The following is a 16,031-nucleotide window of genomic DNA, read 5'->3' as shown; positions in this document are numbered from 1 at the left end:
CAGCATCCCGGTGACCCGGCGGACAAGGACGCGCTTGGTGGCTTCACCAACGAAAGGGAAGAAGTAGGTGTGATGGAGTCTGTTCTAACCCCCTGCCGGCACCGGATAGCCGCTCTACCCGAAGCCGGAGGTGGCCGTTTTTAACCGGCCTTCATTGTGGTTCCCTCTGGCTGGGTCGGGGCGGGAATTGGCGCGGCGGCTGAACCGGAGCAGAGGGGCAAGCCTAGAATCAGGTTGGCGGCCTTCTGAGCATGGCTGGCGGCTTTAATCAGCAGGGTCTTATCCTCTTGCTTGCCGAGCCAGTATTGCAGATAAGCCGCCGTATTGGTATCCGTAGTGGCGGGGCTGATACCCGCGGCTCCACAGAGGAAAGCGGCCCCCATTTCGGCGGTCAATTCCTCGCGGGCGTACCCGGCGGCTCCTTTGACGGCCAGATTCTCGGCTAGGTCGGGGCGATTCAGCCGGGCGCGGTGGCCGGTGCTGTGAGTCAGCTCGTGAAACAGCGTCTGGTAATACTGCTCCACGGCGCGGAAGCTGCTCCGGCGCGGCATATTTACGTAGTCCAGGGCCGGCACGTAGAAGGCTGCCTGATGCCGGTGGACGAGGCGGGGGCGTTCGGCCCAACTCCTGACGATGGCCTCGGCGGCGGCAAGGGGCTCGTGCTGGATGGGGGCTGCTTCGGGCAAGTCCAGCTCAACTCCTTCCACGTCGGCCACCTGGAACACGGTCGAGTAATGGAGAAAGGGCTGCTTCTCGGTTTTGCCGTCCTGCTCTTCCTTCTCCACCAGCTTATAGTAGATGATGGGAAAGCCCTTGGCGCCCTGGCGAATGGTGCCGCCAAGGTGCTGGGCCTGCTTGAAGGTCAGAAACAGCGGTAGGCCCTCACTGAGGAAGTGTAGGAGCATCGCATTGATGCCGGTGTAGACATGACCACTGGCATAGTTGCGGGGCGACCCAAACGAGTGCCACGGCTTTTGCCACGGGATGTCACCGCCCGCCATCTTAGCCAAGATGCGGTCGGTAATGACTTGGTAAGCGTCGGCTTTTGCCGGGCCGGTGCAGGGGGTGAGAGTGGGACTAGGGCTTTCGCCAAGAGCTTGGGTGCTCTTGCTATACCCTTAAGATACTACTTTGTTGCTAAAATAGCAACAAAGTAAGCCGAATTCGTCACCCTTCCCTACTAAAAAAACTCTGCCATTCGCTGCAATCGGCCCTTTCGTAAAGCATAGCACCAGCCTTCAACACAGGCTTAGGTAACCCGAAGTAAATATTCCAGCCGGCCGGTATACTGGGGCGTGCGCCACTGTGCCTGCCTTGCCCAGGGAGGCCTTCTTATAGCAGGGGGGAGATAAAATTACTCCAAGTCCTTCCGGGTAGTCGGGGCAGTAGGTAAGCGCAGCCTGCAGGTCCTTGCGGTAGTGCTTGACGCTGGAGAGGCTAATGCCGGTCAAGTCCACCGTTTCGGCCACGGACAAGCCTTTTTCCAGCGCTTTTCTCAGGTTGGCCAAGTTCTCGGCGTCAAGCCCTGTGGGCCGGCCGGTGTGCTTGCCCTGGGCAGCGGCCAGTTGCTGGCCGGCCTTGGTCTTGTCCAGGATGCTCTCGCGGTCGTACTCGGCCAGCGAGGCGAAGATGGAGAGATGCTTCCTGCCTTATCGGATCAAGTACAAAAAAAGCCGGACCACCTACCAGGCAGTCCGGCTCCGGTGCTTACGAGTAATTCGCGGCTGAACTAGCGACGCATGGTCACTCCTTGTTCTGACCCGTATCCAGGCTTTTCAGGTAGGCGACCAGCGCCGTCCGCTCCTGGGCGCTGACCGCGTAAAACGGGTGGGGAGCGCCTTTGCCGCGGTTGGGATTGAGGAGCGCCTCCAGGCTGGGCACGGAATTGTCGTGCAGGAACACGGGCTTGCGGGCCAAGTCAAGCAGCAGCGGCAGGGCATTGCCGCGAATGCCGCCGCCGGGGCTGGCATCCACCGCAATCATCTTGTCGTCGAACGTGCCCGGCGCATTCTGAATGGGGCTCAGCGGGGCCGGGCGCTGGGCCAGGACCTTGGGCTGGTAGTCCGGGTAAATCTGATGCATCGGAATCAGCTTGGTCATCACCGGTTTGCTTTGGTCGGTGTTGTGGCAATTGGTGCAGTTGTTCGAGGCAAACAAGGCGCGGCCCTGGCCCACGAGGGCGGCCTCCGTGACCACGCCTTTCGGAGCCGCCAGGTGGGAAACGTAGGCGTTCAAATCGCGCAGCTTCTGCTCGTCGACGCGCTTGCCGGTGGGCGTGGGCGCCTCGCCGGGCTTGCCTTCCGTGGAGGCGGTCACGTAGGGAAAGCCCGTGACGCCCGTGGCGGCCAGGACCTTGGCGTAGCCGGCCAACATGGCGTCGCCGCCGGCCCCGCCCAATACATGAATAAACTGCTTGCCGCCGGGCGAGAGCAGGTTGGTTTGGTCGAAGAGGGCGGTGTAGACCGTGTTGTTGAAATCGTCCAGCTTGTCGTTCTGGCCGGAGCTGCCGAAGGGCGCGGCCAAATCCTGGCGGAAGAAGGGCGTGATGTGCACGGGGTTGCCGTTGCCGTCGGGCGAGTCGTCAAACGTGCCAACGGGGTAGAATTTGGGGTTGCTCAGGTAAGCGTCGACCTCCGCTTCGGTGGAGGTGGCGGTGAGGCCCTTCGGGGCCCGGCCAATGGTGCTGCCGTCCGGCTGTTGCAACTGCAGCGTGGGGAACAGGGCCCGCGAGTTGGCGGCGGTGGCCAGCAGCTTGCCCACGTTGAGCTGGTGGGGCGTGGGCCCGTCAATCCGCTTGCCGATGCTGCCCTTGCCGTCCAGGTCAACCATCGACTTGTCGGTCACGGCGTGGCACAGGGCGCAGCTCACGCCCACCAGGCCCCCCTTGGGCACCATGCCGATGACGGCGTTGGCTTTCACCAGTGCCTCCATCGTGGACGGGTCGTTGAGCGTGGGCGCTTTGGCCGGCGAGCGGTCGGTTTTCAGTTCGCGGGCGAAGGCGGCTTTCACGTCGGCGGGCAGGGCGTCCACGTCGAAGCTGACGCCGGCTTTCAGCGCGTCGAGCACCGTGAGCTTGGCGGCCTTCATGCCCTGGGGCATGCGCACGGCGTTGGTCCAGTAGCCTTCGGTGCCGAAGGTTTCGTTGCGAAACACGTCCCGGCCCGCGTCGGCATGGCCGGTGGAGCCCGCCACCGCCGGAGCCACCCCCGTCGAATCGGCGGCCGTCTGCGCGGTGCCCTCCGTGGTCTTGGTGGAATTGCCCTGGCACGTAGCCAGCGTCAAGACAGTAAGGGCGGACAGGCCCAGGGTGGGCAGTCGCCATCTCGTAAAAGAAACCATAGGGGGTTGGATTTAAGCGCGAAAACAAAAAGGTATTCGGCTAACGAGTTCCTGCTCTGCGAGGTTACTGTGGGGTGGTCTAGAGGTAGCGTCCCCAGGGGGGTGGAGTAGGGGTCGGGCCGGTCACCGACGCCGCCGGCGGAGCAGCCAGAACGCGCCCGCTACCAGTACCACCCCGGCGGGGGCGATGGCCGCGGCCGGCACCGCGCGCGACGGTGCCGGTGCCGAACCCGCCGCAGCAATGTCCTCGTCGCGGAACGCCTGCCGGGACACGGCCGCCAGACCGCGACGAGCACATCAACCGCCTGGGTAAGTACTCCTTTCCTAGCCAAGTGGAGGTGCAGCCCAACGGGCTGCGCCGCCTGCGAAAGCCGCTGGAAACGGCTTAGCGTAATTTTATCCCCCCGCTGCTATAAGAAGACCAGGGAGCTACATGCTGGCCAAGAGCCAAGGCGCGGCCGCAAGCTTTACGTGCCTTTGCCAAAGCGGCGGTTGAGCGCGTCCAACTCGGCCATGAGGCGGATGCGCTGTTCCGAGACAGGCGCGGCCTCAAATAACGTCAGTTGGGTTTGCCCGGCGAGCTCCAGCCCGTCGAGGATCACGCCGGCCTTAGTGAAGCGCTGACCCGGCTGCCAGGGTTTTTTCAGCGCGGCCTGGACGTAGCGCGCCCGCTCTCCCGTGTCACTCGGGGCTATGGGCAGCGGGAGGATGGTCAGCAGAAATAGGGGAAGCTCCAGCCCGTAGCCGCTTTTGCGGAGAAAAACAGCAGGGGAGGTGCCGCATTCCCCAGTGCCTTCGCTTCCGTACTGCGGGACGGTATGGAGGCGAGTGGAGCGGCAGATCAGGTCAATGGTCTGTCCCGCCCCCCCTGGGCCGTAGGTCGAGCGCCCCCGGGTGCGGTCACTTGGCGGACGGCGGGCTCGCCCCATGGGCCCGGTCCTGGTCGGCTTGCGCGTACATAAGCAGGCGCTGGACCTGCACGTGGGAGTAGGACTTGCCTTTTAACGTGGTAAACCCGGCTGCGGTCAGGCGGCGGGCGATGGCCGCATAGGCGACCCCCTGCGCGTGCAGCAGCGTAATCAAACTCAGGGCTTGCCGCAGGGCGGGCTCCTGCTGGCGCTTCTGTTGCCGGACCTGGATGCTCTTCTCCCGGGCCGCATCGGTCAGGTTGGCCGGCGTACCCAGCGTAGCCCCGCGCGCCTTCTTGGCCCGGAGCGCATCCTTGGTGCGGGTGGAGATAGTCTCGCGCTCGTGCTGGGCCAGAATGGCGAACAAGCCCACCGTGAGGGAGTTGGCATCGGGGATGTCGCAGCAGGTGAAGTCCACCCCGCTATCGCGCAGGGCGAAGATGAAGCCCGCGTTGCGGCTCAGCCGGTCGAGCTTGGCAATGAGCAAGGTGGCCTTCGCGGCCTTGGCCACGGCAATGGCTTCGAGCAGTTTGATCCGCTGGTTCTGCTTGCCGCTTTCTACCTCCGTGAATGCCTGCAGAATGAGCCCATCCTGGGCGAAGGTCTGCACGGCCGCCTGCTGGGCTTCCAAGCCCAGACCCGAGGCCCCTTGGCGGGCCGTGCTGACCCGGTAGTACGCGACGTAGGTACGCATCCTTAATATAGAGTGTAAGTGAGCTGAGAAGGTAAGGGCGGAGGGCACCCGGGTAAACGGGGCGTCGGCCCCGTCCGATTCCCTTACTGGCCCGACGCTCCTTTAATATAGTTAAATGTATATATGCTTAGGGAGAAGAGATTCGTCAAAGATAAAGGAAATGGCGTTTCCCTGTACAGTTGTTAAACGGACGTTCAACACCTGTACAGGATAAAAGTAATGTGCAATTAGGACTTGTAATAACACAAAGTATAAAATTGCCTTTTTATACTAGTAGGAATAATCATATAAATCTTAATAATGTTAAAGTAAGTAGCCAGTTTGCATATTTACGAGTGGATATTGGCTACTTAATAATTAGGTGCAATATTTTTCAGTAAAGTGCAATTGAGTTGCAGGCCCCTCTGCTACACCTCAGTTAAGTAGGAGAGGGGCTTACCATTTCTATCCTTTCGCCGGGCTACCCCCGGCTACTGTGTGCACGACAGAGGTGGGCTCGAATTGCTAGCTAGGGGGCCATGGTCCTGCTCGGTTGCCTGTGACGACTAATCCCGGAAAAGGGGACCTGGTGTAGCCCGCTTGCTTTCTATAATTGAGCATTATCATGAACTGTGTTAAAAGTCAAGGGTTGAGGGCCAGTTTTGAGGTAAAGTCTGCTTGGTAGGGCACACCCGATTTGACGATGGCAAAGGCCTGTTTGAGCAGCTTGTTGCAGACGGCAATGAGCGCGAGCTTCTTGTTTTTGCCTTTCGCTACGAGTCGGTCAAACAGGGCGGCGCAGGCGGCGTTGGTTTTCTTGGCCGCGAAGCTGCACATGAACAGCTTGGCCCGGATCAAACCGCCACCCATCTTGGTGATGCGCACTTTGCCGCGAACACTGCTGCCTGAGGAGTGCTCCCGGGGTGAGAGGCCGGCCAGGGCAATCAACTGACGGTAGTTCTCCAGGCGGGTAAAGCCACCCGCAAACAACAGCAACAGGCCGGCGGTCTTGCGCCCAAGCCCCGGGATCGAGCACAGTAATGCCACTTCCCGGGCAAAACGCTGTTCCAAGAGCGTTAACAGCGCGGCTTCTACCGCTTCTAGTTGCTGGGTTAAGGCTTTCAAGGTGTATTGCAGGGGCTTTACGGCCAGCTTGCTGATCTGTGGCTGTTGCTGCAGCGCCTCCAAGGCATTACTGACCATGGTTTTCTGCTTGAGCAGTTGCTCATTTACTTGCTCGAGTTGCCGACACTCAACTAACAGCTTTTCCTCCGGTTCCCAGACTTTCACGGGTTGCTGCTGGCCATAGCGCAAGAGCCATTGCGCGTCCTTTCGGTCACTCTTGCCTTTTCCCAAGTGCATCTGAATAAAGCGTCGAATGACCAAGGGATTGAGCACCGCTACCTGCCCGCCCTGCTCGTGCAGGTAATAAGCTAAGGCTAGATTGTAGGTGCCGGTGGCCTCCATCACAAACAAGCACTGGGCGCCACAAGCCTTCACCAGTTGTTGAAAACCGGTTTTGGTGTTGCTGACTTCCAGGTGTTTGACCTGTTCACCGACTTGGTAACAGATGGCAAGGGAGGCTTTGCTCACATCAATGCCGACAACAGATACAGGAGGTTGCGTAGCCATAACCGATGGTGGTAGAGGAAACTCAACGACGAAAAAGGACTTCCAGGGAATCTTTTGCTATCCTAATTCAGGCTCTCGGGCCTTATGGAACTGTCCAAAGTAGCCCCGGAAAAGAGAGGGGATTGTCATGATAAACGAGTTCGAACCTCCATAACCAAGGAATCTTACGCCTCTCTTTTCCTTTTCAGTAGCCCCTTTACGGTAGCTAGGCGAACATAGGATAACCAAGTGCTGGCCAGGGACAGGCGAGCGACCGCTTGTTGGTGCAGCGACTAAATTACAGGAAAGCAACCACTGCCAGTCGCTGCCATCGCGGGAAACGGGCAGCTTCCTTTCCCGCTTCGTACCGCGATCCCAGGTTGCCGAAGCAAAGAACATGCAATTCTGCACCCACCTAGCATAAAGGCTTGGGCAAGAGCTGTTGCGGGGGTTCTTCTTCTAAAAGGATACTGTTGGCGAATTCGTTTTAGGGTAGAAAAGCTATTTTCAGAGGCCTCTTAATCGCTTCTGCTCATGAGCTTACACCCCCAACCCAGCACGCCTGTTCCGCTCCAAACGCGCCAGGTAGCGCAGGCGGCTTTCCCCCGCGGCAATTGCTACCTGCCGTTGCGCGATACCCTGGGCACGCTGTATGACGACGCCCTCTTTGCCGACCTGTTTCCGCCACGCGGACAAGCAGCCCAGGCGCCCTGGCAGTTGGCGCTGGTAACGTTGCTGCAATTCGCCGAAAACCTCTCGGACCGACAAGCGGCCGATGCGGTGCGCAGTCGCATTGAGGGGAAGTATCTACTGGGTTTAGAGCTGACCGATCCCGGATTTGCCTTTAGGATCCTCTCGGAATTCCGCCAGCGGTTGGTGGCCGGCAAGGCTGAGGACCGCCTGCTCACGCATCTGCTGACGTGTTGCTAGGATCACCAGTGGCTGAAAGCCAGGGGCAACCAGCGAACGGATTCGACCCATGTGCTGGCGCGTGTCCGGGACATGAACCGATTAGAGTGCGTGGGAGAGACCATGCGCTTTACGCTCAACCGCTTGGCTACCCTCTTGCCCGATTGGTTGACCACTCGTCTGCAACCGGAATGGGCTGCCCGGTACGGTCCCCGCGCCGAGGAGTACCGCCTGCCGCACACCACACCCCAGCGGATAGCCTACGCGCAGCAAGTCGGTCAGGACGGCTGGTGGCTCCTGGAGCAAATAGAGCGGGATGACCAAGCCGCTGGGCTATGGCAGCTGCCAGCGGTGGACATCCTGCGCCGCGTCTGGCTCCAACAGTTTCGCGTGGTGGACGGCCAGCTCCGCTGGCGCGTGGAGAATCAGGACGAGTTGCCGCCTTCGGCACAGCTCATCCGCTCTCCTTACGATGTAGAGGCGCGTTTTAGTCGCAAACGCACCACGACGTAGGTGGGCTATAAAGTGCATTTGACGGACACCTGCGAGCAGGATCACCCGCATTTGATCACGCAGGTCGCCACGACCGTCAGCACCGAGGCGGACTCGACTACCTTGCCGCAGCTTCAGCAAGCATTAGCGGACCAGTCGTTACTGCCGTCGCAGCAGTTGGTCGACACCGCCTATGTGAGCGCCGAACGGCTGGTCCAGAGTCAGCAACTCCATCAGGTAGACTTAGTCGGGCCCGCTCGCAAAGACCAGAAATGGCAGGCGTTAGCGGGGCGGGGGTACGCGGCAGCGGATTTCCAGGTGGATTGGGACGCGCAGCAAGCCCCTTGTCCCCAGGGGCATACGTCGCACTCCTGGTGCCATACGCTGGAAAACGGCCAGCCTCGCGTGTTCATCAAGTTCGCCACGAAGCAGGGCGGACCCTGCCCCGTTCGCGCGCAGTGCACGCGCATGAAACGCCGGGGCATTAAGCTGCGAGCCGACGCCCCCTATCAAGCCTTACAAGCAGCTCGGGCGCGCGACAGCCAGGCGGCCGGGCCCTTTCTGTATAATCAGCGAGCAGGCATCGAAGGCACGCTCTCGCAAGGGGTCCGGGGCTTTGGCCTGCGCCGTTCGCGCTACGTGGGCCTGGCCAAAACCCATTTGCAGCACGTCTTTATCGCCGCGGCGATACACCTGTGGCGGATCATTAACTGGGTAAACGAGGTACCGTTAGCCCAGACTCGTCAGGCCGCCTTCCAACTATTGACTCCGCCAGCAATGGCTTGAAACGAATTCGCCAACAGTATCCAACGGGGCGGATTTACACGCTAAGGAATTTTACCGGCCCAGAAGGGCTCCTACGGCTGGCGTAAGGGTCGGCGGTGCAGCGGGTCCACCTGCGCCAGCCGTAGGAGCCCTTCTGGAAGAAGAACCCCATCTATGGCTAAGTACATAACTCGTCATCCAGTTTAGGTCACGGGTTAAACCTTTATAGTTCGTTTTTTCTCAATAGGCGAGTATATCCACTAGTAGTGCTCATAAACAGAGGTTACATCACCTTGCATGTTTGACGCTACGCGCTATCAGCATCCATTGATTACGAGTTCTGCAATAGTCATTTTATGCTCTTTAATTCAAAACTGGCCATATAAATTCAACATTCAATACCACTCTTGTTAATAAATGATATACAATTCAGTGCTACCACTGATTTCAAGATTGATAAGTTATCGCACCTTTTATTCAATTAAACCTATACCCAACAATCTCCCAAAAGCTATGCTCCGCCGTCCACTTATGAGTTAAATCAAAGATGAGATATTTGCTTTAGAGCACTGGTTGATAGCCGCATCTTTGCAAAGATGTCCGCTTGCTGTCAAATATTTTTTTGATGTAAATAATAGCCCAAATCAAAGTAATGTTCAACTTTATGTTTGTGAATACATTTGATTTAAAAAGCTAAGGTGGTTAAAAAGAAACACTTAAAAGCGCAAATATTATAAAAAACTGAAGTCAAACAGCTTTTGAATGACGCTAATAGTTTGCTCGGCATTTATGCGTGATAACGCAGGTCCATAATTTTATATGTAACAGTCTCTGTACTTTAACAAAAGCCTCTTTACATGGATTTCAAGTACATCGTTGCTGGCAAAGTCATTTCGTTGCCTGTCAATCCGCAAAAAATTGCTGTCCAATTTAAAGAACCTTCAACACATGAATTGCGAAGGGCTTCAATTGGGGAGAAGTCTGAAATCGGTGAATTCGAAAATAGGATTGAGATTCCTGGTGAAAAAATTACTGTGGTTGATGTTCCTCAACCAAAGCCTCAGCTAGAAAACAAGGCGCTAGCCTCGGCACACTATGCTCTCAATGCTGATAGTACAGTAGAAAAGACTGTACCAGTTTTTAAGTTAGGGTCATCACAAGTTGTTCCTTCGGATCGAATCCTGATTGGTTTTCACCCACAAACTAATGCTAGCGCGAAGAATATCATAGCTGATATCAACGGCAAGGTTCTTCGGGAAGACAATAATGAATACCTTATTCAGTTGCCGGCAACTGCTGATCCGCTTGATACAGTTACTAGATTGGCCAAGCTTGCGGAGATAAGCTATGCTGAACCGGACTTTATTACCATTGGTAAGCATACGCCCTTGAAGCCGGTAAGAGAAGAAGGAGAAACCAACGGCACGGAATCTTTTAGTAGGTGTAAACGCTCGAAAGAAGAATTAACCGCTGATAACGCAGTTGGAAAAACGCAGGAGCCTTTAGCTGTCAAGCAATATGCCTTGGCAATTACTCAAACGTTGGCAGCAAAGGAATTAATCAGCCCTAACAAAGATATAAGCATAGCTATTCTAGATGAAGGAGTCGATCTACGTCATCCTGATCTAGCAAATTCTATAATTGGGACTTATGATGCGACGGAAGACGACTCAGACCAAAGCCCGATGCCATGGGATGCTCATGGTACTGCTTGTGCTGGCCTAGCAGCAGCAGTACCGAGCAATGAAGTCGGTATGCAAGGAGTAGCTGGGGGATGTTCCCTTATGGCCGTTCGCCTAGCTTATTCATCTACAAAGGGAGGTAATTGGATAACTACACCAAGTGCCATCAAAGCTGCTATAAAATGGGCCTGGCAGCAAGGTGCTGATGTCTTGAGTAATAGCTGGGGCGGGGGTGCCCCATCCACTGCAGTAATCAACGAGTTTGAAAATGCACGCACCCAAGGAAGAAATGGCAAGGGATGCATAATTGTGATTGCAGCAGGCAACAGCTCAGGTCCTGTGGATTTTCCTGGAGATCAGCCGAATGTTCTCACAGTTTCTGCCAGTAACGAGTACGATGAGCCCAAAACTAAAACAAGCCAAGACGGCGAGTATTGGTGGGGCTCAAATTTCGGTCCTGAAGTAGATATTGCAGCGCCGGGTGTACACAATTACACTGTCGATATGGTTGGCATTGACGGCTATAATGAAGCTAATGATATTCACGGAAACTACACCGATTTTAATGGCACATCTTCTGCAACTCCTATTGTGGCAGGCGTAGCAGCCCTTGTACTTTCTGCCAACCCCAATTTGTCTGAGGCACAAGTTCGAGAGATTATTATAAATACGGCTGAAAAAGCAGGGAAAGTTGTCTACAAAAATGGGCACAATAATCAAATGGGCTATGGAAGAATAAACGCTTTAAAAGCAGTCAATGCAGCTCTAAACAACAACATAGTTTAGCTTTAAATTATCATAATTTAAATTTGTATCAAATCTTAGATGAATGGCAAAAACCACAAACATTTGATAAGTTGATAAATCAAAGCTTTTTATTTATAATTTTATAATTAGATAGTATTATAACAATTTTTTGATTAAATAATATTTAACTTTTGGTTTTTTATTTTATTTTTTGCAAGTAGAAGTAGTAAGTGATCATAAATTTAAGACAATGTATAAACTAACAAAATTATAATATTTCTATATTTACCAAAATACAATTATTGAATTATAAAAAATTAAATAATTAGCGGGTTCAGTTCATTGTGGGCCTTCTCAAAGCATGACCTATTAAAAAAATCATGCTAATTTCTTTCAGTTAATTTTTAGTGAGCGGATACATGACATGAGAATACCAGCGCCAGAGGTAATCAAACTAATGCTCATTGCATTTATACTTTCACCAATGTACTTTCTGCTAAGATGCCGTATATCTCCATCCTTCTCGCGCTACTAGTTTCGCTTAGCGTGGCTGCTGAGCGCTTAGTTGAAATAATAAAGAATGTTCCCTTCATAGGTGAATGGCTAAAAACGGAAAAACCTAGTCCTAATAGAGAGGGATTGCGGCGAATCGTGCTCCAATTTCTGGCCGTGGGTGCGGGATTCTTCACTATCTATATTGCTCGAGAAATGAATGTGTTACCGATTATATCTGATACTGGACTTAAAGGCAAGAATACAGATATCGGGCTTTTATGGGCGCTCGGTTTTCTAGCCAGCGGTGGCTCCGGTTTCTGGACTTCTATTCTAGGCTATGTCAATAATGTTAAAGATATTAAGAAGGCCGAAGCAATTGATACTACTGTTCGCGCGGCAGCAACTGTTGTATCTATAGCAAAAGCTTATCCTGGTCCAGCACCCCAGGGTGCAAATGCAAATGCGGCTTATAGACCCGACAACGCCGCCGTTGACGAAAGAGAGCAAAATAATGCGCAAAAAAATCTAGAGGATATTATAGAAATAGCCAATTCTAGGCTAAAGCTAAAATAGTCAGGTTCATAATATGGTACTGTAATAGTAGATTCAATAGACCGAATAGATAACGCAGAAGTCACCTCATTGCGGGATTCTGGTGGTGTTGGGGCATGCTTGGCTTTCACCCGATTCACATTTCCTTGGTAGAAATGGTGCCTCCGCCACGCTTATCAGCGACTGCTGCTGACGAACGGTTTGAGTTTTGTCAGGCCTCTTTTTGCGCCTTTTTACAACGCTGGTGGGCAGCCCTCATTAGATCCGGCTCGGCTGTATTTGTCATGCTCTTAGTAGGGCACTTGGAAAACATCACCTAGGCTTGGAAGCCCTTGAAACTGGCCTATCTTCATCTGAGTGCCCATCTGTTCCTCGGTTACGACCTAGACCAGCCCTTGCCCTGACACAGCACCCAATCCGGGACACATAAACGCATCCCGATTTCGGTTTTCGAATCTTGCTTTACACACATTGCCGCCCTATTTATCCAGAACGGGCTGGTGGTAGTTGCACCTAATTCATGGATTGGACTTAAATCAAAGCCTAGGCTTTCCCAGTGGTCGGCTGAAGTTACTATCGTCTCAAGTACACTATGGCAGCCTGTGCTTTTCGGATGTCACGAATGATGTTTTTGTTTTTTGCTGCGCCGTAAGGCAAGTTTTGACGTTGGCTTAGGTCCAAATTGGCAAGATATATGGCCTTATAGGGAGAGCTCTAGTTGAAACCCATGGTGGGAAAGCAAGCACACTAGCACTTGGGTCGTAGCTAAAGCTACTGATAGTTGATTGCCATACCTTATTTCAGTGTTAGCACTGATGCTATATATAGCAAGACATTCGTTATTACTGCCTCTGTTCCCAAAGTCAATGGACTTAAATATGGGAGTTGAATGGGATGCATTAAGGTGAATAAATTACACTTCTATTATGGTAGCGCGCAGTATGAAATCCTTTGTAGTGCTTTGTGTATCCCTGATGAATCTTATATGCATTTCAGGGGTGAGTCAAAATATCAATATTTACCACGGAGATGCTAGTAGTAAGGAGCTGATGCTTCTTGATCGCGATTTAAAAGGAATCTCCCCTAGTGTGAGAATCGTTCTGGGAAAAGGTGAAGTAATTTATTTTCAGGTGTTGAATCCAAATTTGTTGCATTATGATTATGAGTTCGAACAAGAGGAAATCAAGGAAGACACACAGCAAGAGAGCTTGCCAACTGATTTCAGCGTTCTTTTAAAAGCCCTTAGTCCATTACTGAAACCAGTAGCTCCATCTGACGCACTCGTAGCAAGAGACGCTGAGCGCTCAAAATTTGATATTTATAAGGGGTTGATAACACGATTGATAACCGATATCAAGACTGCAAATAATAGTATAGCTAAATCTGACATTCCTGAATCATTAAATCAAGTCGAAGGAAAAGCACCTGTTTCTGCAGGTTTTCCTTTAGCAAAAAAGGAAATAAATGATTTATCGAGTTCTGCTGGGCACTTTAATGATCCCGATTTACTAAAAAACTTAAATGATTCATTATTGGCTGCAAAGGCAGAGATAAATAATGATTTGGTTTTTCAAGCGCTTAGTGAATTAAATTCTAGTTATGTAGGCAAGGCTACTCTAATTAAAACGATGGTTAACAATGTTAAAAATGACCTCATAACTCACTATGTTACTATGGGAGACAAGAAGTTAAAGATTACACTTGTTATTACTGCGAAAAATAAAGATAATCACAAAAGACAAGTCGGTAAATTTAATATCGCAACTATTGATCCTATTTATGATCGAAAAACTTTTGAACTTATACCTGTTGCAAATCTAGCTTTGACTTCAGGCGTGCCTAGGTTTTATTTGGAAAACGGAGTTGTGCGAAAGGGTGAGCAGAATGATCCTATTATAGATGTTGGTGCAGCGCTTTTATGGAACATTCATAATTTTGGTCCTGTAAAAGAAAAGTCAGTCTCAGTAGGGCTAGGCTATAATTTTTTGGCAAAGAATTCAAATGCAATTAATCATTTATATGCATTGGGGTTGCTATCATTCAAAAATATTTTCAGGTTGGGGTTAGGCTATGGGTATTCTAGGTTTCCAAGCGGACTGACTAATGGAGGTAGTATCGATGCTCCTCTACCTCCTAACATTAAGGATTTAAACGATATAATATCATATAAAGCTAAACCAGTCGGTTTTATTACAGTTTCTTTTAGCGGAATAGGATTGTAAAATATCATTAATTGGAAGATGAAGCAAAGTTCAATCGTGATTTATTAACATATATCGCAATGGCTAAAATCATTCTAATTATCTTTTTTGCATTGACATCAAACTTGGCTTTTTCTCAATTAACAGAAACTGAAAAGCACGTACAATTTGGTGTCGACTCCGTCTTTATTGAGAGATTTAACAATAATACTAATAGTAAAGGTTGGGATATAGTCAATAATGATACATACACTTCTAATATAATCAATGGCAAATACATATGTAACATGCCCTATGATAATGAGGAAAATTGGAGGTGGACTTGGGTCGACTTGCCAAAGAGCATAAAAGACATCTTTAATAAATCATCTAGAGTGAACTTGAGTTTTGATTTAAGTATGGATGATAATATAGATGGCAATGGTTTCGCGCTGCTATTTGATCTCCATAATGTTACTAAACGATGTCCTGGAGGCGATTTCTATGAACTGTATTTTACGAAAAGCGGAGAAAAACTAAATACTAATTTCAGAAAAAATAACAATTGTCATCCTTTGAGGTCTTCTTTTTTTAGAGGCGGAATTTCGACTACGTTAAAAAAACAAAATACAATTAGTGTTCACAAAGCAGGAACAAGGTGGTCTATACTTGTGAATGATTCTACTGCATTAGAATTAGACTTGGCAGGGGATATATCTTTAGATAGGCTTAAATTCAATAAGGGTAGTTACAGCTTTGATAACTTCTTGGTTAATGTAATTGACATTACAAATAGTGGGGGTAACCTTGTTCCAAGAGGAAGAGATGCTTCAGCGAAGGTGTGGGCGATTTGTATTGGCGTTAATGATTATAGAGGCTATTTAGGCTCTCGAATGCCAAATCTAGAATTTTGCATGAACGATGCTTCTGAGTATTATAAATTTTTGTTGTCAGCAAAAGGCGGCAAAGTCCCCCCTGGGCAAGTTGCTTTATTACTTAATGATCAAGCGACTGAAATCAATGTACTAAATGAAGCTGAAAGGCTATTTTCTAAAGCCGGAGACAATGATATAATAATAATATTTATGGCTGGTCATGGTGGGAGAGGATACTACTGTGCAAGTAATGGCCCATTGTTATACGAAGAATTAAATAGAATACTAACCGGCAAGAAAGCTAGTCGGAAACTACTTATTGCTGATGCATGCCATGCTGGAACTTGGCCTCAACAAAAAGAAGTACTAACACCTCGCGGGAAGTTATTGACAGATGAAGAAGCTGTTGAACTATACTATAAAAAGCTTGAAGAATCTGGCAGAGGGACTGCATACTTGTTAGCTGCAGGCCCTGATGAGTCTTCATATGAATTTAATGGTCATGGCATTTTCACGAATTATTTATTAGAAGGTCTTAAGGATTGTAAAGCCAAGAAAGCCGGGGAATTTGTAACCATTGTAGATATACACGACTATATTTTGAAGCAGGTCTTTGCTGCTACTCAAAAAGAAGCTTTACCACAACGCCCATTGCTTGTTGGCTCATATGATAAGGCATTACCAATGTCTGTCTGTAAGCCATAAGTAAGTATCGAAAGTATAAGTACAAAATTCATTTTAAATGTAACGCGTGCTAATTCGCATTAATGCGAATTAGCACGCGTTACATTTAAAATGAATTT

12 protein-coding genes and 1 pseudogene are annotated in these 16,031 nt (G+C 50.9%); 7 read left to right on the top strand and 6 right to left on the bottom strand.

Annotation, left to right across the window (positions count from 1 at the left end):
* Nucleotides 1–140: 140 nt before the first annotated feature.
* From H9I52_RS23340 to H9I52_RS22585, 6 genes and pseudogenes are all read right to left on the bottom strand, one after another.
* Nucleotides 141–1,028, bottom strand: a pseudogene (locus H9I52_RS23340) (ArdC family protein); the annotation flags it as partial.
* Nucleotides 1,029–1,238: 210 nt separating this feature from the next.
* Complete coding sequence (locus tag H9I52_RS22920; RefSeq protein WP_222940620.1) at nucleotides 1,239–1,508, bottom strand: hypothetical protein; 270 nt, start codon at nucleotides 1,506–1,508, stop codon at nucleotides 1,239–1,241.
* Between the two features lie 235 nt (nucleotides 1,509–1,743).
* Nucleotides 1,744–3,339 (bottom strand): c-type cytochrome, encoded by a 1,596-nt coding sequence (locus H9I52_RS22600; RefSeq protein WP_262386200.1) that lies wholly within the window; start codon nucleotides 3,337–3,339, stop codon nucleotides 1,744–1,746.
* A 467-nt stretch (nucleotides 3,340–3,806) separates the two neighbouring features.
* On the bottom strand, nucleotides 3,807–3,941 hold the full coding sequence (locus H9I52_RS22915; RefSeq protein ID WP_222940619.1) for a DUF4113 domain-containing protein: 135 nt from the start codon (nucleotides 3,939–3,941) through the stop codon (nucleotides 3,807–3,809).
* A 298-nt stretch (nucleotides 3,942–4,239) separates the two neighbouring features.
* The gene (locus H9I52_RS22590; protein WP_316248074.1) at nucleotides 4,240–4,989 is read right to left on the bottom strand and encodes a recombinase family protein; all 750 of its coding nucleotides are present in this window, start codon (nucleotides 4,987–4,989) and stop codon (nucleotides 4,240–4,242) included.
* 573 nt (nucleotides 4,990–5,562) lie between these two features.
* The gene (locus H9I52_RS22585; RefSeq protein WP_187455750.1) at nucleotides 5,563–6,552 is read right to left on the bottom strand and encodes an IS110 family transposase; all 990 of its coding nucleotides are present in this window, start codon (nucleotides 6,550–6,552) and stop codon (nucleotides 5,563–5,565) included.
* Nucleotides 6,553–7,065: 513 nt separating this feature from the next.
* On the opposite strand from H9I52_RS22585, the gene H9I52_RS22910 reads away from it, so the two are divergent.
* The 7 genes from H9I52_RS22910 to H9I52_RS22560 all read left to right on the top strand — a co-directional run bounded on the left by H9I52_RS22910 (nucleotide 7,066) and on the right by H9I52_RS22560 (nucleotide 15,933).
* On the top strand, nucleotides 7,066–7,461 hold the full coding sequence (locus H9I52_RS22910; protein ID WP_222940618.1) for a transposase: 396 nt from the start codon (nucleotides 7,066–7,068) through the stop codon (nucleotides 7,459–7,461).
* A gap of 72 nt (nucleotides 7,462–7,533) precedes the next feature.
* Complete coding sequence (locus tag H9I52_RS22905) at nucleotides 7,534–7,953, top strand: hypothetical protein (RefSeq protein ID WP_222940617.1); 420 nt, start codon at nucleotides 7,534–7,536, stop codon at nucleotides 7,951–7,953.
* Between the two features lie 18 nt (nucleotides 7,954–7,971).
* On the top strand, nucleotides 7,972–8,718 hold the full coding sequence (locus H9I52_RS22900; RefSeq protein WP_222940616.1) for a transposase: 747 nt from the start codon (nucleotides 7,972–7,974) through the stop codon (nucleotides 8,716–8,718).
* 836 nt (nucleotides 8,719–9,554) lie between these two features.
* Nucleotides 9,555–11,165, top strand: a complete 1,611-nt coding sequence (locus tag H9I52_RS22575) for a S8 family peptidase (RefSeq protein WP_187455749.1) — start codon at nucleotides 9,555–9,557, stop codon at nucleotides 11,163–11,165.
* A 507-nt stretch (nucleotides 11,166–11,672) separates the two neighbouring features.
* Nucleotides 11,673–12,194, top strand: a complete 522-nt coding sequence (locus H9I52_RS22570; RefSeq protein ID WP_187455748.1) for a hypothetical protein — start codon at nucleotides 11,673–11,675, stop codon at nucleotides 12,192–12,194.
* Between the two features lie 920 nt (nucleotides 12,195–13,114).
* Nucleotides 13,115–14,395 carry a hypothetical protein gene (locus tag H9I52_RS22565; RefSeq protein ID WP_187455747.1) on the top strand — a complete coding sequence of 427 codons (1,281 nt, stop codon included), beginning with the start codon at nucleotides 13,115–13,117 and terminating at the stop codon, nucleotides 14,393–14,395.
* 59 nt (nucleotides 14,396–14,454) lie between these two features.
* A complete protein-coding gene (locus H9I52_RS22560) occupies nucleotides 14,455–15,933 on the top strand; it encodes a caspase domain-containing protein (RefSeq protein ID WP_187455746.1) in 1,479 nt (492 codons plus the stop codon).
* The last annotated feature ends 98 nt before the right edge of the window (nucleotides 15,934–16,031 follow it).

The sequence above is a fragment of the Hymenobacter sp. BT491 genome (genome assembly GCF_014349165.1).
GTDB classification, from domain to species: Bacteria; Bacteroidota; Bacteroidia; order Cytophagales; family Hymenobacteraceae; genus Hymenobacter; species Hymenobacter jejuensis.
This window is presented reverse-complemented; position numbering and strand designations above follow the sequence as displayed.